Origin of the sequence: Kitasatospora sp. NBC_01300 (assembly GCF_041435235.1) — a bacterium.
In the GTDB taxonomy this organism is placed as follows: Bacteria; Actinomycetota; Actinomycetes; order Streptomycetales; family Streptomycetaceae; genus Kitasatospora.
In genome coordinates this window covers 3044503-3064906 of record NZ_CP108408.1, presented here as the reverse complement: position 1 = coordinate 3064906, position 20404 = coordinate 3044503, and the positions used below count along the sequence as shown (strand labels likewise).

General features: G+C 73.7%; 19 protein-coding genes. 11 read left to right on the top strand and 8 right to left on the bottom strand.

Annotated features, from left to right (window positions below; translation table 11 throughout):
- Positions 1-15: 15 nt before the first annotated feature.
- The 3 genes from OG556_RS13485 (at position 16) to OG556_RS13475 (ending at position 3396) form a co-directional block, all read left to right on the top strand.
- A complete protein-coding gene (locus tag OG556_RS13485; RefSeq protein WP_363585422.1) occupies positions 16-1068 on the top strand; it encodes an ABC transporter ATP-binding protein in 1053 nt (350 codons plus the stop codon).
- The gene (locus OG556_RS13480) at positions 1058-2188 is read left to right on the top strand and encodes an ABC transporter ATP-binding protein (protein WP_371517236.1); all 1131 of its coding nucleotides are present in this window, start codon (positions 1058-1060) and stop codon (positions 2186-2188) included. Before OG556_RS13485 ends, OG556_RS13480 begins: the two co-directional genes overlap by 11 nt.
- 158 nt (positions 2189-2346) lie before the next feature.
- Entirely contained in the window at positions 2347-3396 is a 1050-nt protein-coding gene (locus OG556_RS13475; protein ID WP_363585420.1) for an ABC transporter ATP-binding protein, read from the top strand.
- A 23-nt stretch (positions 3397-3419) separates the two neighbouring features.
- Here the strand turns inward: OG556_RS13475 and OG556_RS13470 are convergent, their stop codons facing one another.
- The 5 genes from OG556_RS13470 to OG556_RS13450 form a co-directional block, all read right to left on the bottom strand.
- Positions 3420-5132 carry an ABC transporter family substrate-binding protein gene (locus tag OG556_RS13470; RefSeq protein ID WP_371517235.1) on the bottom strand — a complete coding sequence of 571 codons (1713 nt, stop codon included), beginning with the start codon at positions 5130-5132 and terminating at the stop codon, positions 3420-3422.
- 121 nt (positions 5133-5253) lie between these two features.
- The gene (locus OG556_RS13465; protein WP_371517234.1) at positions 5254-7578 is read right to left on the bottom strand and encodes a peptidoglycan binding domain-containing protein; all 2325 of its coding nucleotides are present in this window, start codon (positions 7576-7578) and stop codon (positions 5254-5256) included.
- Positions 7579-7815: 237 nt separating this feature from the next.
- Positions 7816-8277 carry a DUF6113 family protein gene (locus tag OG556_RS13460; RefSeq protein ID WP_363585417.1) on the bottom strand — a complete coding sequence of 154 codons (462 nt, stop codon included), beginning with the start codon at positions 8275-8277 and terminating at the stop codon, positions 7816-7818.
- Positions 8274-9203, bottom strand: coding sequence for an N-acetyl-1-D-myo-inositol-2-amino-2-deoxy-alpha-D-glucopyranoside deacetylase (gene mshB, locus OG556_RS13455; RefSeq protein ID WP_363585416.1), 930 nt, complete (start codon positions 9201-9203; stop codon positions 8274-8276). Before mshB ends, OG556_RS13460 begins: the two co-directional genes overlap by 4 nt.
- 31 nt (positions 9204-9234) lie before the next feature.
- Positions 9235-9429 carry a DUF2304 family protein gene (locus OG556_RS13450; RefSeq protein WP_063347949.1) on the bottom strand — a complete coding sequence of 65 codons (195 nt, stop codon included), beginning with the start codon at positions 9427-9429 and terminating at the stop codon, positions 9235-9237.
- A gap of 311 nt (positions 9430-9740) precedes the next feature.
- On the opposite strand from OG556_RS13450, the gene OG556_RS13445 reads away from it, so the two are divergent.
- The 5 genes from OG556_RS13445 to OG556_RS13425 all read left to right on the top strand — a co-directional run bounded on the left by OG556_RS13445 (position 9741) and on the right by OG556_RS13425 (position 15402).
- Positions 9741-11894 carry a prolyl oligopeptidase family serine peptidase gene (locus OG556_RS13445; protein ID WP_371517233.1) on the top strand — a complete coding sequence of 718 codons (2154 nt, stop codon included), beginning with the start codon at positions 9741-9743 and terminating at the stop codon, positions 11892-11894.
- A gap of 205 nt (positions 11895-12099) precedes the next feature.
- Positions 12100-13047 (top strand): ABC transporter ATP-binding protein, encoded by a 948-nt coding sequence (locus tag OG556_RS13440; protein WP_363629547.1) that lies wholly within the window; start codon positions 12100-12102, stop codon positions 13045-13047.
- Entirely contained in the window at positions 13044-13766 is a 723-nt protein-coding gene (locus OG556_RS13435) for an ABC transporter permease (RefSeq protein ID WP_363585413.1), read from the top strand. Before OG556_RS13440 ends, OG556_RS13435 begins: the two co-directional genes overlap by 4 nt.
- 8 nt (positions 13767-13774) lie before the next feature.
- Positions 13775-15037 carry a sensor histidine kinase gene (locus OG556_RS13430; RefSeq protein ID WP_371517232.1) on the top strand — a complete coding sequence of 421 codons (1263 nt, stop codon included), beginning with the start codon at positions 13775-13777 and terminating at the stop codon, positions 15035-15037.
- 14 nt (positions 15038-15051) lie between these two features.
- Complete coding sequence (locus OG556_RS13425; RefSeq protein WP_363585411.1) at positions 15052-15402, top strand: hypothetical protein; 351 nt, start codon at positions 15052-15054, stop codon at positions 15400-15402.
- A 50-nt stretch (positions 15403-15452) separates the two neighbouring features.
- Here OG556_RS13425 and OG556_RS13420 read toward each other — a convergent pair whose 3' ends face one another.
- Complete coding sequence (locus OG556_RS13420) at positions 15453-15953, bottom strand: GNAT family N-acetyltransferase (RefSeq protein ID WP_371517231.1); 501 nt, start codon at positions 15951-15953, stop codon at positions 15453-15455.
- Positions 15954-16036: 83 nt separating this feature from the next.
- Between OG556_RS13420 and OG556_RS13415 the strand changes: the two genes are divergently transcribed.
- Positions 16037-16666 carry a response regulator transcription factor gene (locus tag OG556_RS13415; protein WP_063347943.1) on the top strand — a complete coding sequence of 210 codons (630 nt, stop codon included), beginning with the start codon at positions 16037-16039 and terminating at the stop codon, positions 16664-16666.
- Between the two features lie 63 nt (positions 16667-16729).
- On the opposite strand, the gene OG556_RS13410 is transcribed toward OG556_RS13415, so the two are convergent.
- Positions 16730-17602: a transglutaminase-like domain-containing protein gene (locus OG556_RS13410; protein ID WP_363629540.1), complete on the bottom strand. Its 873-nt coding sequence runs from the start codon at positions 17600-17602 to the stop codon at positions 16730-16732.
- An 88-nt stretch (positions 17603-17690) separates the two neighbouring features.
- On the bottom strand, positions 17691-18704 hold the full coding sequence (locus OG556_RS13405) for a GNAT family N-acetyltransferase (protein ID WP_363629538.1): 1014 nt from the start codon (positions 18702-18704) through the stop codon (positions 17691-17693).
- A gap of 131 nt (positions 18705-18835) precedes the next feature.
- Here OG556_RS13405 and fdxA point away from each other — a divergent pair, with 131 nt between their 5' ends.
- The gene (fdxA, locus tag OG556_RS13400; RefSeq protein ID WP_030061559.1) at positions 18836-19162 is read left to right on the top strand and encodes a ferredoxin; all 327 of its coding nucleotides are present in this window, start codon (positions 18836-18838) and stop codon (positions 19160-19162) included.
- 95 nt (positions 19163-19257) lie between these two features.
- Positions 19258-20349, top strand: coding sequence for a succinyldiaminopimelate transaminase (dapC, locus tag OG556_RS13395; RefSeq protein WP_371522689.1), 1092 nt, complete (start codon positions 19258-19260; stop codon positions 20347-20349).
- Positions 20350-20404 lie beyond the last annotated feature (55 nt).

Below are 20404 nucleotides of genomic sequence, written 5' to 3'. Positions count from 1 at the left end.
CGAGGGGAGCGCAACGTGAGTACAGCTGTGGACGCCAGCAGGTCCGAGCGGACCGCGTCGTACGAGGGGCCGCTGCTCGACGTCCGTGACCTGCACGTCGAGTTCGTCACCCGGGACGGCGTGGCCAAGGCGGTCAACGGGGTCGACTACAGCGTCCGGGCGGGGGAGACGCTCGCGGTGCTCGGCGAGTCCGGTTCGGGCAAGTCGGTGACCGCGCAGGCGATCATGGGCATCCTGGACATGCCGCCGGCCAGGATCCCGCGCGGGGAGATCCGCTTCCGCGGTCGGGACATGCTGAAGATGGGCAACGAGGAGCGGCGCAGGATCCGCGGCCAGAAGATCGCGATGATCTTCCAGGACGCGCTGTCCTCGCTCAACCCGGTGCTGACGGTGGGCTTCCAGCTCGGCGAGATGTTCCGCGCCCACCGGGGGGCGTCCCGCAAGGAGGCCAAGGACAGGGCCGTCGAACTGATGGACCGGGTGCGGATCCCGGCGGCCAAGCAGCGGGTGAACGACTACCCGCACCAGTTCTCCGGCGGCATGCGCCAGCGCATCATGATCGCCATGGCGCTGGCCCTGGAACCGGACCTGATCATCGCGGACGAGCCCACCACCGCGCTGGACGTCACCGTCCAGGCGCAGGTAATGGACCTGCTCGCGGAGCTCCAGGCGGAGTACAACATGGGCCTGATCCTGATCACCCACGACCTCGGCGTGGTCGCCGACGTCGCCGACAAGATCGCCGTGATGTACGCCGGCCGGATCGTCGAGACCGCCCCGGTGCACGAGCTGTACGCGCGCCCCGCGCACCCGTACACCCGCGGCCTGCTGGACTCCATCCCGCGGCTGGACCAGAAGGGCCAGGAGCTCTACGCCATCAAGGGCCTGCCGCCCAACCTGCTGCGGATCCCCCAGGGCTGTGCCTTCAACCCGCGCTGCCCGCGGGCGCAGGACCGCTGCCGGGCCGAGGTGCCGGAGCTGTACCCGGTCGCCGAGGACGACGGCGCCCCGCTGGCCGGGCGGGGCAGCGCCTGCTTCTTCTGGAAGGAGACCCTCCATGGCCGCTAACGGGTCCACCGCACTGGGCGCCGCGGTGCCGGAGGAGGCCGCCTTCGCCCAGGAAGTGCCGCGCGGCGAGCCGATCCTCGAAGTCCGGGACCTGGTCAAGCACTTCCCGCTGACCAAGGGCGTGCTGTTCAGGAAGCAGGTCGGCGCCGTGAAGGCCGTCGACGGGATCTCCTTCGACCTGAGGCAGGGCGAGACGCTGGGCGTCGTCGGCGAGTCCGGCTGCGGGAAGTCCACGCTGGCCAAGGTGCTGATGAACCTGGAGCCGGCCACCGGGGGATCGGTCCGCTACAAGGGCGAGGAGATCTCCCGGCTGTCCGGGTCGGCGCTGAAGGCCGTCCGCCGCAACATCCAGATGGTGTTCCAGGACCCGTACACCTCGCTGAACCCGCGCATGACGGTCGGCGACATCATCGGGGAGCCCTTCGAGATCCACCCCGAGGTGGCGCCCAAGGGGGACCGCCGCAAGGCCGTCCAGGACCTGCTGGACGTGGTCGGGCTCAACCCCGAGTACATCAACCGCTATCCGCACCAGTTCTCCGGCGGGCAGCGCCAGCGCATCGGCATCGCAAGGGGGTTGGCGCTCAGGCCGGAGATCATCATCTGTGACGAGCCGGTCTCCGCGCTGGACGTGTCGGTGCAGGCGCAGGTGATCAACCTGCTGGACAAGCTGCAGGGGGAGTTCAACCTCTCGTACATGTTCATCGCGCACGACCTCTCCATCGTCCGGCACATCTCGGACCGGGTCGGCGTGATGTACCTCGGCAAGATGGTCGAGATCGGCAGCGATGCCGAGATCTACGACCACGCCACCCACCCGTACACCCAGGCGCTGCTCTCCGCCGTCCCCGTGCCGGACCCGACGGCCAGGGAGTCGCGGGACCGGATCGTGCTCACCGGGGACGTGCCCTCGCCGGCCAACCCGCCGTCCGGCTGCCGCTTCCGCACCCGCTGCTGGAAGGCGCAGGACCGCTGCGCGGCCGAGATCCCGCTGCTCGCCTCGCCGTCCTGGCTGGGCGGGGCGGCCCGGCACGACTCGGCGTGTCACTTCGCGGCGGAGCGCGAAATCGGGCAGAGCGCGGCGGAGCGCGAGGTCGGGCAGGGCGGTACCGAGCCCGGTTAGCGGCTCGCGAGACCCAGGGCGCGCCCCCGCACCGGGGGTGCGCCCTTTCTTGTGATGGAAAAGAGACGTGCCGCGCGATTCCGCAAGTGGGGTCGGGTCGTTGATAGTTGCTCTGCGCGTACAGGTGCTCGCCGCTGCGCTGGGGGAGGGCTGCTCGGATGGACATGGTGGAGGTGATCGGCGGCGGTCGGGAGAACCTGGTGCCCGGGACCCCGCTGCTGGAGGTCGACGACCTGCACGTCGAGTTCCGTACCCGGGACGGCGTGGCCAGGGCCGTCAACGGGGTGAGCTACTCGGTGTCGGCCGGGGAGACGCTGGCGGTGCTGGGTGAGTCCGGTTCGGGCAAGTCGGTGACCGCGCAGGCGATCATGGGCATCCTGGACACGCCGCCCGGGCGGATCACCGGCGGGCGGATCCTCTACCGCGGCGAGGACCTGCTGACCATGGGCTCCAGGGCCCGGCGGTTCGTCCGGGGCCAGAAGATCGCGATGATCTTCCAGGACGCGCTGTCCTCGCTCAACCCGGTGCTCAGCGTGGGGTACCAGCTCGGCGAGATGTTCCAGGTGCACCGCGGCGCCAGCCGCAAGGAGGCCAGGGAGAGGGCCATCGAGCTGATGGACCGGGTGCGGATCCCGGCGGCCAGGCAGCGCGTCGGTGACTACCCGCACCAGTTCTCCGGCGGCATGCGCCAGCGCATCATGATCGCCATGGCGCTCTCCATGGAGCCGGACCTGATCATCGCGGACGAGCCCACCACCGCGCTGGACGTCACCGTGCAGGCCCAGGTGATGGACCTGCTGGCCGAGTTGCAGCACGAGTTCCACATGGGGCTGATCCTGATCACCCACGACCTCGGCGTGGTCGCCGACGTCGCGGACACGATCGCGGTGATGTACGCGGGCCGGATCGTCGAGACGGCCCCGGTGCGCGACCTGTACGCGCGCCCCGCCCACCCGTACACCCGGGGACTGCTCGACTCGATCCCGCGGCTGGACCAGAAGGGGCAGAACCTCCACGCCATCAAGGGCCTGCCGCCCAGCCTCCTGGAGATCCCGCAGGGCTGCGCGTTCAACCCGCGCTGCGACCGGGTGCAGGACCGCTGCCTGAGCGAACTCCCGCCGCTGGTGCCGATGGTGGACGCCGAGGGCGCCGAGCTGCCGGGCCGTCGCAGCGCCTGCCACTTCTGGCGGGAGACCCTGCACGGCTGAGGGCGCCGGGGCGCCGCCGGCGCCTACCGCTCGAAGCCGACGTTCTCCCAGACGATGTCGGACAGCCCCTGGGCGCCGATGTTGGCGAGGTTGGCGCGGGCGCCGTACAGCTGCGGGCGCTGGTAGAGCGGCAGCACGCCGGCCACCTTCCACAGCTCGCCGTCGGCCTGGTTGATCGCCTCGGAGGCGGTGGCCGCGTCGGGTGCGGCGGCGGCGCGGTCGAGGGCGGCGTCCACCGCCGGGCTGCCCGTGCCGACGTGGTTGGTGCCGCCGTTCTGGACGAAGTCGGCGCGGTTGCCGCTGGCCGGGAAGGGCGTGCCGAGCAGCGAGTACGCGGTGATGTCGAAGTCGCCGCGGTTGACGTACTTGTCGAAGAACTCGTTGGCGGCGGAGGTGACCGTGGTGACCTTGACACCGATGTCCTTGAGCGTCCTGGTGGCGCTGTCGGCCTCGCTCTGTGCCTGGGTGACGCCGGCCGGGACGACCATCCGCAGGTTCAGCTCGCGGCCGTTGCGCTTGCGGACGTCGCCGTCGAGCCGCCAGCCGGCCGCGTCCAGCTTGCGGGCGGCCTCGGCGGGGTCGTAGCGGCTGAGGCCGAGGGAGTTGTCCCGGTAGGCGTTCTGGTTGGCGACCAGCAGGTGGTTGTTGAGCGGGGCGGCGGGCCAGTCCAGGCCGTTCAGGTCGGAGCGGATGACGGCGTCCCGGTTGATGGCCTGGAAGACGGCCTGGCGGACGGTCGCGTCGCTGAGTGCCGGGGTGCGGGCGTTGAGGGTGAGCTGGCGGAAGTCGGGCCCGCCGGCCCGGCGGACGGCGGCGCCCTTGGTGCTCTTGATGGTCTGGTAGCCGGCGACGTCCGGGCCGTTGTTGAAGAGGTCGATCTCGCCCTTGGCGAAGGCGGGGGCCATGGCGTTGGGCAGCATGGCGTGGAAGACGATCCGGTCCAGCATCGGCTTGTCGCCCCACCAGGCGGGGTCGGCGACCAGTGTGATGGTCTGGGCGGCGCGGTCCAGCCGTTCGACCTTGAACGGGCCGGCGGTGACCGGGATCGCGTCCAGGTAGGCGGAGTTGAACAGCTCCGGGGTGGCGAGCCGGCTCGCGGGCAGCAGCGGGGCGTTGGCGGCGCCGTTGAACATCGACTGCCACTCGGAGAACGGCCGGTCGAAGGTCATCACCGCCTGGAAGTCGTCCTTGCCCCGCTCGACCGAGGAGACCTGTTCGAAGCCGGTGTTGCTGGCGGGCCGGTAGGCCGGGTCCTTCCCGTTCAGCGCCCGCCAGTTGGCTTCGAGGTCGCGCCAGGTGATCGGGGTGCCGTCGGACCAGTGGGCCTTCGGGTTGAGCGTCCAGACGACGACCTGCCGGCCGTCCCGCAGCTCCGCGTGGGCGTCTTGCAGGTAGGCCGGGTTGACGGTCTGGGTGCCGGCCGCGTCGGAGCGGAAGAAGGTCGGCAGCAGCGGCTTGCTGACGCTGATCGTCGAGGACTCGCTGCCGTCGGTCTGGATCGGCGACCACTGGCGGGAGAACTGGGCGATCGCCAGGTGCAGGGTGCCGCCCTGGCGCAGCTGGGAGCGCTCGCGCGGGTTGACGTCGATCGAGGTGAGCTTGGGGGCCCCGGTGGCGGACGGCCCGTCCGCGGCGGCGCCGCCCTGGCCGGAGGCGCACGAACAGAGCGTCAGTGAGAGCGACAGGGCGGTGAGACCGGCGAGCAGAGCCGTCCGGTGCTGGAGGCGGCGGCTCATCGGCGTGCTCCCCGAGGTGGCTGTGGCGGAAGGTGTGGCGTCACATCTTGCTGACCGGGAGGGGGAGTTGTCGAGGGGCGGGCCGGATGCCGGCCCGCCCCCCGATCGGTGCGGTCGTTGCTCAGGCGACGGTGAACTTGAAGGTGCGGTCCTTCTCGCCGGTCTTGTCGAGCAGCGAGGTGACGGCGTCCGCGACGTCCTGCGGGGTGATCGCGGCGCTCTGGCCGTTCTTCTTGACCTTCACCTTGTCGAACACGCTGCCCAGCTGGCCGTTCAGCGCGTCGAGGTCCCACTTGGGCACGATCTTGCCGGAGGCGTCCGGGACGAGCGTGAGCGTCTTGGCGGCGACCTGCTTGCCGAAGATCCACTTCTTGGCGCCGGCCAGGACGTACACGTTGCCGTTGAGCGCGGACTTGCCGAGGCTGTCCGCGGCGGCTTGCAGGGCCTGCGGGGAGACCTTGGGCTGGGCGGCCGTCACGGCGAGCGCGATCGGCTGCTCGGGCTTGCCGGCGGCGCGGTCGCGGTAGGCCTGCTCGACCACGTCGAGGGCGCTCGCCGAGTCGACGGCCTGGCCGGCCCGGCCGGGCACCACGACCGGGTCGCCGTTGTCGGCGAACTTGACGTAGCCCTCCTGAAGGCCCTGGCCCGAGCCGGAGGCCAGGGTGTCCAGGGCGGCCTTGAGCTTGGCCCGGTCCACCTTGACGTCCGGTGCGACCGCCTTGGTGCCGCCCTTCAGCGACTTGATGACGTCGACCGGGCTGTAGCTGTGCTGGGCGAGGCCGTCCACGGTGCCCGTGGTGTCGAAGCTCAGCCCGGCAACGGTCGGGTCGAGGTTCAGCGCCTGGTCGCCGACCTTCAGCTTGAGCGGCTGCTGGCCGGTCTTGCCGACGGTCTCGTCGAGCTGGTGGATCGCCTGGTCGCGGCTGTTGCCGCCGATGTCGGTGCCGAGCACCACGGTGCCCTTGGGGATGTCGGACTGGTTGAGCATCAGGCCGGTGCCGTACGCGGCGGCGCCGAGGAACAGCACGAAGCCGAAGCCGTACACGCCCAGCTTGACCAGCTTCTTGCCGGCGCTGGCCTTCGGCTTGGCCTTGCCCTTGGTCTTGGCGGGCGCGGGCGCGGGCGCGGACTCGGTCCTGGCCGGCTGCGGTGCGGGCCGGGGGCCCGGGGCGGGGGTCGGCAGCGGGGTGAACTCGGTGGCCTCCGGGTCCGGTCCGGGCTGCTGCGGGTGCCCGGGGGCGGTACCGGGGGCGCCGGGGAAGAGCCCGCCGGGGGCCGGGTGGGCGAAGGCGTCCTGGCCCGGTGCGGCGGGGCGCTGGGCGGCGAACGGGTCGGCACCGGCCGGGGCCGAGGCGAACAGGCCGGGCTGCGGGCGGGCTTCGCCGCCGTGCGCGGCGCCGTTCTGCGGCAGGCCCGGTATGGCGGCGGGCGGCGGGGTGCCCTCGCGGATCGGCTCGAAGCCGTCGACCGAGGTGTCCTCCGGGTCCGTCGCGCCGGCCGCCGGGCCCTGCGGGCGGGCGCCCGGGCGCGGGCCCTGCTGCGGCCGTCCGTCGGACTGCCGGCCGTTGCGCCGGCCGCCGTTCTGCTGGGCGTCCTGCTGCGGGCGGTCGTCGCGCCGGCCGCGGGCTCCGGCCGTGGGCGCCATCGGGGCGAACGGGTCGGCGGTGGGCGGCGCGAAGGGGGAGGCGGCCTCGTACACGCCGGGCTCCTCCGCCGGGGCCTGCGCACCGGGGCCGGCGGGGAACGGCGCACCGTTCGGATTCGGGGCCGGGTTCGGGGCCTGGGCCTGGGCGGGCACCGGTCGGCCGTTCGGACGGGCCGCGCCCTGGGCGGGGCGGGCACCGTTCGGGCGGGCGCCGGGGGCCGGGGCGGCCGTCGGCCGGGGCTCGGCGGCGGCGGGCGCGGCCGGGGCCTCCGGCGCGCCCGGGGTGTTCGGGGCACCGGCCGGTACGGCGGTCGGCGCCGGCTCGGCCTTCTTCTGCCGGGGCCGGAACCAGGCGCCGGTGGACTCGGCCTCGGACGTCGCCGGCGGGATCGGCGGGACCTGCCACTCCGGCGGCAGTTCCGGCGGGGTGGCCGTGCGGGCGCCGCCCTCCATCACCCCGAGGACGGGGGAGGAGGGCGCGGACCGGTGCCGCGGGCCGCCCGGCTCGGGGACGGCCGCCGGGGCCTCCTCGCCCGGGCCGTCCTCGTTCTTGACGGTGCTGCGGACCACGACCGGCGGGATCGGGCGCGACCCGGGGATGTTGATCCGGACCCGGGTCGTCAGGGTGGTCTCGGTCTTCGGGCCGTCGTCCTCGCCGCCCGACGCGGCGCCCTGGGCGGCACCGGCCCGGTCGCCGCCCGGGAGCCCCGGTGTGCCGTAGGGCGGGGTGCCCGACGGGTAGGCGTCCGGACCCGTACGCCGGGGCGTCGGGTGGGCGTTGTCAGATTCGCGGCTGCTCAATGCTGCTCTGCTCCGGGTTCGCGGGCGGGCCGTGCGGCGCGACCGCGGTTCGTGGTCGCCGGGCCTGGGCGGGCGGCGGTCGGGTACGGCGTTCTGCGGGACCACCATACTGGGAAGAACAGAGCGGCGAACGGCTTCGGACAGATCCTGATACGTCCGGTTCCTCCGGTATGAGAGTACGGCCGCGCGCTCCTGACTGCGCGTCGTGCGCGGTGCGTACGTGCCCCGCGGGCGGGTTCAGCGCGGCGGGCCGGGCACGCCCGGGAACCAGCTGCCGCGGGTCGGCAGGGTGGCGCAGATCACGCCCAGGACCGAGCCGCCGAACAGCCAGCCGAGCGAGGTGGCGTTGGACCACAGCACGTTGTCGCCCTCCGGCCGGGGCACGATCACCAGCAGCATCGCCATGAACCAGCCGGCCGCGGGCAGTGCCGCGCCCAGCCGGGTGCCGGTGACCCGTAGGCCGCCGTAGAAGGTGGCGCCGGTCGCCGCGAGCGCCAGCAGGACCCCCACGGGCGGCCACAAGGCCTGCACGAAGGATCCGCAGACCGACACCGCGACACCCAGCAGGAAGAACAGGACGTAGGCCGCGATCCGGGCGGCGCGCGGGGGCTGAGGCTCGGCCAGCCGTTCCCCGCGGGTGCCGAGGACGGCCGCCGGGAACGAGCGGCGCGGCGGCCGGGCGGCGGCGGGCTCGGTCATCGGACGCTCTCCTCGGCGGTGGCGGTGGCGGTGGGCAGCGGGTCGGCGGCGGGCGACAGCCCCGCGAACAGGTCGTCCTCGGGCCGTTCCGGCCCGGCCTGGCCGCGTACCAGCTGGTAGTACTCGGTGGCGACCAGCGGCTGGCCGAGGTCGTTGGAGAGCGCGAAGAAGGCGCCGTCCACGGTGATCTGAGTGGCGTGCGCGGCCATCGCGGCGGCCTTGCGCCCGGCGTACGCGGAGCCGTCCAGCACGGTGGTGACCACCTCGTCGGCCACCACCCCGGGAACGTCGGCGGGCCGGGCCGTCCCGGGGAAGGACGCCCGGGCGGCGGTCTCGGCGAGCCCGGCCTCGATCACCGAGCGGGGCATCCGGTTCCAGTACACCTTGGCGATCCGCCAGGCCGGGCCCAGCTCCGGGCGGTGCGCCGGATCGGCCGCCAGCTCGTACGCGCGCATCGCGACCCGGTGCGCCTGGATGTGGTCCGGGTGCCCGTAGCCGCCGTTCTCGTCGTAGGTGACCAGCACCTGCGGCCGGACCTCGCGGACCACCGCGACCAGGTGGCCGGCCGCCTCGTCGAGGTCGGCCCGCCAGAAGCAGCCGGGCACGTCGTTGTCGGGCAGGCCCATCATCCCGGAGTCGCGGTAGCGGCCAGGGCCGCCGAGGAAGCGGAGGTCGGTGACGCCGAGCGCGCGCATTGCCGCGGTCAGCTCGCCGATCCGGTACGCGCCGAGGGTGCCTTCCCGATCGGCCGTCAGATGGGCCAGCCCGGGCGGGATCACCTCGCCGCCCTCGCCGAGGGTGCAGGTCACCAGGGTGACCTGGGCGCCCTCGGCGGCGTACCGGGCCATGGTGGCGCCGTTGCCGATCGACTCGTCGTCGGGGTGGGCGTGCACCAGGAGCAGGCGGCGGCCGGTAGTCGCGGTCATGGGAGGAAGCCTAACGACCGCCGTGGCGGGGTCAGAGCTTCAGGCCGTTGATCATCCCGGCGAGGTTGCTGGTGACCTGGCTGATCGACGGCGCGATCGAGCTGGACGCCAGGTAGAAGCCGAGCAGCGCGCAGATGATCGCGTGCGCGAGCTTCAGCCCGGAGCGGCGGATCAGTACCACCACGATGACCAGCATCAGCATGGCTGCGGAGACGGACAAAGCCATGTCGGCTCACACCCCTTCTCGGGTGCGCCACCCCCTGGGGAGGGTGACGGTGGGACCGTACGGGACTTGCGGTCGGGCGACCGTGGCCGGGACGGGCCCGACGATCACTCGCCCGACCAGTCATACCCGATGAGTAAGGGGAGCATTACATTCGGTGAGTCTCCATACGCCGGGGTACGGAGGCACTCGTAGGGCGCATGGGCCGGTCGGAGGGGGTATGGGCGCCTTTGGGGCGTACTCGGGAACGATGCTCCGAACGAGTGATCACCGGCGCCCGGCAGCGGGAGTACGGCGTCGTAGGGTCTGGTGCCATGACCTCCCACACCCCTGCGGACACCTTCCCCCGGCAGTACGCGCGGACCCTGCGCTACACCGTCGGCGCGCCCCGCTCCTTCTCCGTCGCACCGGACGGCTCGCGGGTCGTCTTCCTGCGCTCCCGATCGGGCGGCGACCGGGCCAACCTGCTCTGGACCCTCGACACCGCCACCGGCGAGGAGCGGATCGCCGCCGACCCGGCCGTGCTGCTCGGCGGCGGCGAGGAGGACCTCTCGCCCGCCGAGAAGGCCCGCCGCGAGCGCAGCCGCGAAGGCTCGGCCGGCATCGTCGGCTACGCCCTGGACGCGGCCGGCCGGCTGGCCGCCTTCGCCCTCTCCGGCCGGCTGTTCACCGCGGACCTGGCCACCGGCGCCACCGCCGAACTGCCCGCCCAGGGCCCGCTGCTGGACCCGCGGGTCTCCCCGGACGGCAGCCACGTCGCCTACGCCAACACCGCCGGCGAACTGCGCCTCACCCGCGCCGACGGCACCGCCGACCGGGTGCTCGCCGAGCCCGACGGCCCGAACGTCACCTGGGGGCAGGCCGAGTTCATCGCCCAGGAGGAGATGAGCCGCGACCGGGGCTTCTGGTGGTCCCCCGACGGCGACCGGCTGCTGGTCGAGCGCGCCGACGACACCCCGGTGCGCCGCTGGTGGATCGCCGACCCGGCCAACCCGCAGCGCGAGCCCGCCGAGGTCGCCTACCCGGCCGCCGGCACCGCCGACGCCGAGGTCGGCCTCTGGGTGCTCGACCTGGACGGCGGCCGCACCGAGGTGGTCTGGGACCGCACGGCCTTCCCGTACCTCGCCCGGGTGCACTGGTCCGCGGGCGGCGTGCCGCTGCTGCTCGTCCAGGCCCGCGACCAGCGCAGCCAGCTGGTTCTCGGCCTCGACGTGGCCACCGGCGCCACCGAGGTGCTGTTCGAGGAGCGCGACGACGCCTGGCTGGAGCTGTTCCAGGGCGTCCCGGCCTGGACCCCGGACGGCAAGCTGGTCCGGATCTCCGACGAGGGCGGCGTGCGGGCGCTGGTGATCGGCGACCAGGCCGTCACCGGGGCCGACCTGCACCTGCGCTCGGTGGTCGCCGTCACCGACGCCGAGGTGCTGTTCACCGCCTCCGGCGGCGCCGCGGAGACCGACCCCGAGCCCGGCTGGATCGCCGTCGGCCGGATCAGCCACGACGGCAAGCGGCTCGGCTGGGAGTCCGCCAACGGCCGTCCGTTCACCTCCGTCACCAGCGCCGTGCACGCGGGCGGGATCACCGTGCGCGCCACCGCCGAGCCCGACCTGCCCGGCACCCTCGTCCAGGTCGCCCGCGACCTGCCCGAAGGCGTGGTCGTCGACGACGTCGCCACCATCGCCTCCTACGCCGAGACCCCGGTCATCACCGCCCGCCCGGTGTTCCGCTTCGCCGGCGAGCGCCGCATCCCGGCCGCCGTCTTCCTGCCCACCGGCTACGACCGCGAGCGGGACGGCCTGCTGCCCGTCCTGATGGACCCGTACGGCGGCCCGCACGGCCAGCGCGTCGTCCAGGCGCACAACCCGCACCTCAACTCGCAGTGGTTCGCCGACCAGGGCTTCGCCGTGGTCGTCGCCGACGGGCGCGGCACCCCCGGGCGCGGCCCGGCCTGGGAGAAGTCCATCGCCTTCGACTTCGCCGGGGCCACCCTCGACGACCAGGCCGACGCGCTGCAGGCGCTCGCCGAGGAGTTCCCGCTGGACCTCGGCCGGGTCGCCATCCGCGGCTGGTCGTACGGCGGCTACCTCTCCGCGCTCGCCGTGCTGCGCCGCCCCGACGTCTTCCACGCGGCCGTCGCCGGCGCGCCGGTGACCGACTGGGAGCTGTACGACACCCACTACACCGAGCGCTACCTCGGCCACCCGGCCGAGCGGCCCGAGGTGTACGCGGCCAACTCGCTGACCGGCTACGCCGCCGGGCTGGAGCGGCCGCTGATGATCATCCACGGGCTGGCGGACGACAACGTGGTCGCCGCGCACACCCTGCGGCTGTCCTCCGCGCTGCTCGCGGCCGGCCGCCCGCACACCGTGCTGCCGCTGTCCGGTGTCACGCACATGACGCCGCAGGAGGAGGTCGCGGAGAACCTGCTGCTGCTCCAGGTCGACTTCGTGAAGCGCGCGCTGGGCCTCTGACACCCAGCCTGACCTGCGGTCGTGCGGCCGGTACCCCTGACCCGGGTACCGGCCGCAGCCATGACATCCGTCATACCGAAGGCACGACGGCGGACACTGCCGCCGCACCCCGCCCGCACGGGACTCTGAGGTGGTGCGAACGACACCGATCGCGACACCGATCGCGACCACGGGCGCGACACCACCAGGGGAGAAGAGCGGGACGATGAGCACCGAAGTGGCCGCCTTCCGCGGCGTCGGCAAGAGCTACGGGCGGGTGCGCGCCGTGGACGACCTCAACCTCGTGCTGCGCCCGGGCGAGACCGTCGCCCTGCTCGGCCCGAACGGCGCCGGCAAGTCCAGCAGCCTTGACCTGCTGCTCGGCCTGCGCCAGCCCGACCAGGGCAGCGTCACGCTGTTCGGCGGCACCCCGCGGGAGGCGATCGCGGCCGGCCGGGTCGGCGCGATGCTGCAGAGCGGCGGGCTGATGGCCGACGTCAAGGTCCGCGAACTGGTCGAGCTCGCCCGCGACGTGCACCCGCGCGGCCGGTCGGTCGAGGAGGTGCTGGCCGACGCCGGGATCACCGAACTGGCCGAGCGCCGGGCGGACAAGCTGTCCGGCGGCCAGGAACAGCGGGTCCGCTTCGCGCTCGCGATCGCGGGAGACAGCGACCTGATCGTGCTGGACGAGCCCACCACCGGCATGGACGTCACCGTCCGGCAGGCGTTCTGGGCGAGCATGCGGGCGCAGGCCGACGCCGGGCGCACGGTGCTGTTCGCCACCCACTACCTGGAGGAGGCGGACTCGATCGCCGACCGCGTCCTCGTCCTGCACCGGGGCCGGCTGATCGCCGACGGCAGCTCCGCCGAGATCAAGGCGCGCGCCGGAGCCCGTCGGGTCGCCTTCGAACTCCACGACGCGGACGGGGAGTTCGACGAAGGCGTGCTGCGCCTGCTGCCGGGCGTGCAGTCCCTGGACGTCACCGCCCGGGTGCCGGGCGTGCGGACCGTCCGGATCCGCACCGCGGACGCCGACGCCAGCGTCGCCGGGCTCTACCGGGCGGGCCTGTACCCGCGCGGGCTGGAAGTCACCGGCCTCGGCCTGGAACAGGCCTTCCTGACCATCACCGGCGCGCAGGACCAGCGCGAGGACGCGAAGGAGACCGTGCGATGACCACCCTGATCCGGCTGGAGATCCTGCGGACCTTCCGCAACCGGCGCTACCTGGTCTTCACCATCGCCTTCCCGGCGCTGATGTACTTCTTCTTCACCCACGCCTACGGCTCCTCCCCACTGGCCGGCGGCCTGTCGGCGAAGACCTACTTCATGGTCTCGATGGCCACCTTCGGCGCGGTCGGCGCGGTGCTCACCGGCAGCGCGCAGCGGATCTCGCTGGAGCGCAAGAGCGGCTGGGTGCGCCAGCTGCGGCTCACCGCGCTGCCCGGCCGGGCGTACACCCTCGGCAAGATCGCCGCGAGCTCGGTGACCACGCTGCCGGCGATCCTGGTGGTCTTCGCGCTCGGCGCGGTCCAGGGCGTGTCGCTCGGCGCGGCGCAGTGGGCCGGTCTGGCGGCGGCGCTGTGGCTGGGCAGCTTCGTGTTCGCGGCGCTCGGGGTCGCGCTCGGGTACGCGGCGGCGCCGGACTCGGTGCAGACCATCGTGATGATCACCTACATGGTGATGGCGCTGTTCGGCGGGACGTGGTTCCCGGTGAGCGGCTCGCTGGAGAAGTTCGCCCGGTTCAACCCGGTGTACCTGTACAACCAGCTGGCCGCGTTCACCCAGCCCGGGCACTCCCTGGACACCGGCGCGGTCGCCGGGCTGGCCGCCTTCCTCGCGGTGTTCGTCGTCGCCGCGGCGGCGCTGTACCGCCGCGACACCCGCCAGGCATGATGACCGGCATGACCGAGCCGCGCCAGACCCGCCGATCCGACGAGCAGCCGGAGGCGGGTCCGGCGCGCACGTCGTTCATGACCGTCCCGGGCTCGCCGATCGAGACCAGGCGGCAGCTGCTGGTCAAGGTCAGCTGGATGCTGCTGTGGACGATCTACCTGGCCTACCCGGTGGGCAACCTGCTGCACGGCGGGCACGGGACGGCCGCCCGGGTGTTCGGCTGGCTCTGCCTGGCGGTCTTCGTCGGCAGCTACGTCCTGCTGGTGATCTTCCGCTCGATGGTCGGGATGCGGCCCCGGGCCTGTCGGCTGATCGTCGCGATGATGGTCGTGCTCGCGAGCGTCTCGGCCTTCGTCCTCGGTGAGGCCTTCCTGACCCTCTTCACCTACGCCTCGGTGTGCGTCGCCGTGATCCTGCCGGTGCGCTACGCGCTGCCCGGTGTCGCCGCCATGGCCGCGCTCACCGCCACCGTCGGCGTGCTGAGCCACGCCGGCGGCGACACCATCCCCACCCTGGCCCTCACCTCCTTCCTCGCCGGCGCCGCGATGACCGGCATGCAGCGGCTGGTCGCCACCATGAAGGAACTGCGCGAGGCCCGCGCCGTCGTCGCCCACCTGGCCGCCTCCGAGGAACGGCTGCGCCTCTCCCGCGACCTGCACGACCTGCTCGGGCACTCGCTGTCGCTGATCACGCTGAAGAGCGAACTGGCCGGGCGGTTCATGGACGCAGGCAAGGACGAGGCGGCGCGGGCGCAGGTCGCCGACATCGAGCAGGTCGCCCGGCAGTCGCTGATCGACGTCCGGGAGGCGGTGACCGGCTTCCGCCGCCCCACCCTGCCGGTCGAACTCGCCGCCGCCCGCACCGCGCTGGCCGCCGCACAGGTCAGGCTGGAGGCCGCGCCGGAACTGGCCGACACCTGGCCGGGGCTCGCCGACGAGGAGGCGGGCGCGCTGGCCTGGGCACTGCGCGAGGCCGTCACCAACATCGTCCGGCACGGCGAGGGCGCCACCGTCTGCACCGTCACGGCCGACGAGAGCTGGGAGGGCGGCGGCGAGCGCTACGCCGTCCTGGAGATCGCCGACAACGGGCGCGGACCGGGCAAGTCCCAGCCGGGCAACGGGCTTTCGGGCCTGGAGGAGCGGCTGGCCCTGGTCGGCGGGCGGCTGGAGGCCGGGCCGGGCGAGCGGGGCCGGGGCTTCCGGCTCCGGGCCTTCGTCCCGCTGCGGATGGTCACCGCGCCGGCCGGCACGGAACCCGGCCGGTCGGGTTGACCGTCCTCCCCGGCATGGCTACCGCACTCATCCTCGGTTTCGACCCGCACACCGTCCCCGGCATGGACGGCGACGGCCTGCGGGCCGTCCTCGACGCCGAACTCGCCCGCTTCGCCGACCACGGCATCGACGCGTCGATGGCCCTGGTCGCGCCCGACGAGACGGCCGGGCCCGTGATCACCGCCGCCCTCGCCGGCCGGGACTGGGATGTCGTCGTCATCGGCGGCGGCATCCGCAAGCCCGAACCCGCCCTGCCCTTCTTCGAGCTCGTCGTCAACCTCGTCCGCCGCCACGCCCCGCAGGCCGCCATCGCCTTCAACACCAGTGGCTCCGACAGTGTCGAGGCCGCGCAGCGCTGGCTCTGACCCGCGTCCGGCGCGGGAAGTCGGCCTGGCCGACTTCCCGCGCCGGTTTCCTATGCCGACGGCCGGCCGTCGGCGAGGGCGCGGCCGAACCGGAGCGCGGGGCGGTCGTCGAGGGTGAGTTCGGCGACGACCGCGAAGCCGTTGCGGGTGAGGACGGTCTGGGAGGCGAGGTTGTCGAGGGTGGTGATGGCGGTCAGCGACGTGAGGGCGTAGTCCGCGGCGGCCAGCCGGCAGAGGTGGGCGACGGCGGTGGTGGCGACGCCCCGGCCGGTCGCGTGTTCGCCGACGCGGTAGCCGAGTTCGGCGGTGCCGTCGGTGATGTCGACGAGGTTGACGCGGCCGAGGACGGCGCCGGCCGCGTCGAGGACGACGTGGAACCGGCAGACGCCGGAGTCCTGTTCGGCGAGCAGGGCGGCGTGGCGGGCCGGGAAATCGGCGAAGTAGGCGTCACCGCGGTCCGGAACGGTCCGCGCGAACCAGGCGCGGTTGGCGCGCTCGAAGGCCAGCAGGGCGTCGGCGTGGTCCGGGCGGAGGCGTTCCAGGTTCAGCATGCCGCCAGTCTGGCCCGCAGGCCTTCGGCGAGCCAGGCGAATACCTTCCGCGGCCTCTCCGGCGCCCCTCTAAGGTCGTGGCCATGAGTGACATTCAGAACGGGGCCCTGATCCGCGTGCTGCTCGCCGAGGACCAGGGGATGGTCCGGGAGGCGCTGGCGGCGCTGCTCGGGCTGGAGGGGGACATCGACGTCGTCGCGCAGGTGGGGCGCGGGGACGAGGTGGTGGCGGCGGTGCTGGCGCACGAGGTGCAGGTGGCCGTGCTGGACATCGAGATGCCGGGGATGACGGGCATCGAGGCGGCCGCCGAGCTGCGTCGGAACGCGCCGGGGACGAGGGTGGTGATCGCGACGACCTTCGGCCGGCCGGGGTACCTGCGGCGGGCGATGGAGTCGGGGGCGGACGCGTTCCTGGTGAAGGACGCGCCGGCCTCGGAGCTGGCGGAGGCGATCCGGCGGGTGCTGCGCGGGGAGCGGGTGATCGATCCGGTGCTGGCGGCGGCCGCGCTGGCGGAGGGGGCGAATCCGCTGACGGCGCGCGAGCGGGACGTGCTGGGCGCGGCGGCGGACGGGGCGGTGAACGCGGACATCGCGCGGCGGCTGCACCTGTCGGAGGGGACGGTCCGCAACTACCTGTCGATGGCGATCCAGAAGACCGAGGCCCGCAACCGCACCGAGGCGGTGCGGATCGCCCGGGAGAAGGGCTGGCTCTGAGCGCGCCCCGGCTGACTCCGAGCGCGCCCCCCGACTGGCTCCGAGCGAGTTCCCGGGCGGTCGTCAGTTGAGCCGGTGCCGGGCGGCCCGGGCCTCCTGGCGGACCTTGGCGGCGGTGTCGGGGTCGAAGGTGTCGAGGATCTGCGCGAAGGCGTCCATCTCGGCCGAGCCACCGAGGAAGTCGCCGGTGCGGACGAGGAGTTCGGCGCGTTCGAGGCGGAGCTGGGCGGGGTGGCGGGGCAGCAGGAGGGCGAGTTCGGTGGCCCAGAGCTGGGTGCGGGCGTGTTCGGGGCGGTCGGCGGCCCAGGCGCGGATGTTGCCGAGCACGCGCAGCACGAGGTCGAGCGGCTGGGCGGGGGTGAGCAGGTCGGGGTTGAACTCCTGCCCGGCGCCGCGGACCAGGCGTTCGGCGTCGTCCGGGTCGAGCAGCCGCCCGCCGTGGAAGGGGTCGGCGAGCACGTACTCGTCGCCGCCGCCCGGCCCGCCGACGGCGACGATGACGTGGCCGGGCAGCGCGATGCCGTGGACGGCGAGCCCGGCCCGCCGCCCGACCGCCATCCACACCAGGGACAGCATGATCGGCAGTCCGCGCCGCCGCCGCAGCACGTCGGGCAGCAGCGAGGACTCGAGCCGCCGGTAGTCGGACTGCCGCCCGTGGAAGCGTTCCCGCCCGCCGAGGACGGCGGCGAGCAGGGCGGCGGTCTCCTCCGGGCCGGCGGGGGCGCGTTCGGCGACGGCGAGCCGGACGGCGCTCGCGTGCCGGTCGAGGGCGGCCTCGCAGGCGGCGAGCAGGGCGTCCACGCTGGGCGGTTCCCCGGGGTCGTCCGGGTCGAGGACCGGGCCGTGTTCGGCGGCGGCGAGCAGGCAGAGCAGCACCGGGTCGGGATGCTCGGCGCGGGCGGCGGTCCGGAAGCGGTCTCTGCTCTGCTCGGTCACGGTGACGGCGACGGCTTTCGTACGACGGGCGGGCGAACGGCGGGCGAGGAGCGGCGGGCGGGCGGGGCGGCGGTGCGGGCGGGCGGTGCTACCCCTGGGGGAGAAGGGCGTAGTGGTAAGTGTGACTGGTCGTGAAGCCGAGTCCGTCATAGAGCGCGATCGCCCCGGTGTTGTCCGCCTCGACCTGGAGGTATCCACCGGTCGCCCCCTCCTCGGCGGCCCGGGCGGCGAGCACCGCCATGACGGTCGTGGCCAGCCCGGCCCGCCGGGCGTACGGCGCGACCTCGATCGCGCCGAAGCAGGCCCAGGGCCCGTCGACGACGCAGCGTCCGATCGCCAGCGGCGGCTGTCCGGGGGCGCCCGGCACGGTGGCGAACCAGACCGACGGCCCGCCGTGCAGCACCTGCCGGGCGGCCCGTTCCAGCGCCTCGTCCTCGCCGACCCGGCGGTAGAGCGAGAGCCAGGCCGGGTCGGCGGTCCGGGCGAGCCGGACCCGCTCGGGCCCGGAGCCGGCCCGGGCGAGCCCGGCCAGCGGGGCGGTGCGCACCAGGGTGGGCGCGTAACGGGCTCCCAGCCGGTCGAGCTCGGCCCGCAGCTCGTCCGGCGAGCCCGGGGTGATCACCTCGACGTACGCGGGAAGGCCGCGCGCCGCGTACCAGCGGCGGACGGCGGTGAGCGCGTCGGGCAGCGGCAGTCCGGGGTCACCGAGCGCCTGGACGGAGTTGGCGCGGCGGGTGAACCCGGCCGAGGCGCGCAGCGTCCACGCGCCGAGCGGCTCCTGTTCGACGGCCGGCCAGCCGCGGGCCGCGATCCGCTGGAGTTCGACGGGCGTGGCGGCGGGCAGCGGTGCGCGCCGGGCCGGGAAGAGCGGCACGACCTTGCCCGCGACCAGCAGCTTCTCGGGGAAGGAGACGGGGACGCCGGTCCGCGGAGCGACCGTCAGTCCATGATCGTCCCACGATGTGAGCACGCCGATCGAATCCCGGAACACCGGCCGGTCGTCCACGAACCCCGAGAGGCGCCGGACGGACACGCGTCGTCCCACGTCAGAGCGATCTATCCGGACCTCCGGACGGTCCTGGGCCGGGCCGCCTGCCGTCATCTGGGCACCTCCTGTGCATTTGCGGTCTCCGACCCGCGATACTAGGGGCGGGCATCGACGACGCCGCGCTCACCGCGCACGCGAGCAGAACAGAACGGGCCGCCACGGCCCTTCCGAGGAGGAACGACAGCGTGACCTACGTCATCGCGCAGCCTTGTGTCGACGTGAAGGACAAGGCGTGCATCGAAGAGTGCCCGGTTGACTGCATCTACGAGGGCGAGCGATCGCTCTACATCCACCCGGATGAGTGTGTCGACTGTGGCGCTTGCGAGCCGGTCTGCCCGGTCGAGGCGATCTTCTACGAGGACGACACCCCGGAGGAGTGGAAGGACTACTACAAGGCGAACGTCGAGTTCTTCGACGATCTGGGTTCGCCCGGTGGCGCCTCGAAGCTGGGCCTGATCGAGCGCGACCACCCCTTCATCGCCGCTCTGCCGCCGCAGAACGCCGACCACTGACGATCGGTGGCATCTGAGCTGTGAACACCAACAGCACGCGCGCGCCGTTCCCGGGTCACCCGGGGGCGGCGCGCCGCCCATCTGGCCGAGGAAGGCTGTCCGACCTCCTGCCGGTCTTCCCCTGGGACAAGCTGGAGCCGTACAAGGCGACCGCGCTGGCCCACCCGGGCGGTCTCTGCGACTTCTCGGTGGGCACCCCGGTGGACCCGGTCCCCGAGGTGATCCAGAAGGCGCTGGCCGCCGCCACCGACACGCCGGGCTACCCGACGGTGTGGGGCCCGGTGGAGCTGCGCGAGGCGATCGCCGGCTGGCTGCACCGCCGCTGCGGCGCCGAGATCGGCCCGCAGGCCGTGCTGCCGACCGTCGGCTCCAAGGAGCTGGTGGCCTGGCTGCCGACCCAGCTCGGCCTCGGCCCGGGCGACCAGGTCGCCTACCCGCGGCTGGCCTACCCGACGTACGAGGTGGGCGCGCGGCTGTGCGGCGCGGAGCCGGTCGAGTACGACTCGGTGGACGAGCTGGACGGTTCGCGGGTCCGCCTGCTCTGGGTGAACTCGCCGTCCAACCCGACCGGCCGGGTGCTCGGCGCGGACGAGCTGCGCCGGGCGGTCGCCTGGGCCCGGGAGCACGGGGCGCTGCTGGTCAGCGACGAGTGCTACCTGGAGCTGGGCTGGTCCGCCGAGCCGGTCTCGGTCCTGCACCCGGACGTCTGCGGCGCGGGCCACGAGGGCCTGCTGGCCGTCCACTCGCTCTCCAAGCGCTCCAACCTGGCCGGCTACCGCGCCTCCTTCGTGGCGGGCGACCCGGTGGTGGTCAGGGAGCTGCTGGAGGTGCGCAAGCACGGCGGCATGATCGTGCCGGCGCCGGTCCAGGCGGCGACGATCGCGGCGCTGTCGGACGACGCGCACGTGGCGGAGCAGCGGGAGCGGTACGCGGCCCGGCGCTCGGCGCTGCGGGCGGCGCTGGAGGCGTACGGCTTCCGGGTCGAGCACTCGGAGGCGAGCCTCTACCTGTGGGTGACGCAGGACCGCCCGTGCTGGGAGACCGTGGCCGAGCTGGCCGGACTGGGCATCCTGGTGGCGCCCGGCGACTTCTACGGGCCGGCTGGCGGGCGCTTCGTCCGGGTCGCGTTCACCGCGACCGACGAGCGGGTGGCCGCGGCCGTGGAGCGGCTGAACGCGGCCCGCTGACCGACGCCGAAGGGGCCGGTGTTCCGAGAGCGGAACACCGGCCCCTTCGCCGTAC

Coding starts and splice junctions, on each gene's coding strand:
- OG556_RS13480 (WP_371517236.1), top strand. CDS start 1,058: ATGGCCGCTAACGGGTCCACCGCACTGGGCGCCGCGGTGCCGGAGGAG.
- OG556_RS13475 (WP_363585420.1), top strand. CDS start 2,347: ATGGACATGGTGGAGGTGATCGGCGGCGGTCGGGAGAACCTGGTGCCC.
- OG556_RS13470 (WP_371517235.1), bottom strand. CDS start 5,132: ATGAGCCGCCGCCTCCAGCACCGGACGGCTCTGCTCGCCGGTCTCACC.
- OG556_RS13460 (WP_363585417.1), bottom strand. CDS start 8,277: ATGACCGAGCCCGCCGCCGCCCGGCCGCCGCGCCGCTCGTTCCCGGCG.
- mshB (WP_363585416.1), bottom strand. CDS start 9,203: ATGACCGCGACTACCGGCCGCCGCCTGCTCCTGGTGCACGCCCACCCC.
- OG556_RS13450 (WP_063347949.1), bottom strand. CDS start 9,429: ATGGCTTTGTCCGTCTCCGCAGCCATGCTGATGCTGGTCATCGTGGTG.
- OG556_RS13445 (WP_371517233.1), top strand. CDS start 9,741: ATGACCTCCCACACCCCTGCGGACACCTTCCCCCGGCAGTACGCGCGG.
- OG556_RS13440 (WP_363629547.1), top strand. CDS start 12,100: ATGAGCACCGAAGTGGCCGCCTTCCGCGGCGTCGGCAAGAGCTACGGG.
- OG556_RS13435 (WP_363585413.1), top strand. CDS start 13,044: ATGACCACCCTGATCCGGCTGGAGATCCTGCGGACCTTCCGCAACCGG.
- OG556_RS13430 (WP_371517232.1), top strand. CDS start 13,775: ATGACCGAGCCGCGCCAGACCCGCCGATCCGACGAGCAGCCGGAGGCG.
- OG556_RS13425 (WP_363585411.1), top strand. CDS start 15,052: ATGGCTACCGCACTCATCCTCGGTTTCGACCCGCACACCGTCCCCGGC.
- OG556_RS13420 (WP_371517231.1), bottom strand. CDS start 15,953: ATGCTGAACCTGGAACGCCTCCGCCCGGACCACGCCGACGCCCTGCTG.
- OG556_RS13415 (WP_063347943.1), top strand. CDS start 16,037: ATGAGTGACATTCAGAACGGGGCCCTGATCCGCGTGCTGCTCGCCGAG.
- OG556_RS13405 (WP_363629538.1), bottom strand. CDS start 18,704: ATGACGGCAGGCGGCCCGGCCCAGGACCGTCCGGAGGTCCGGATAGAT.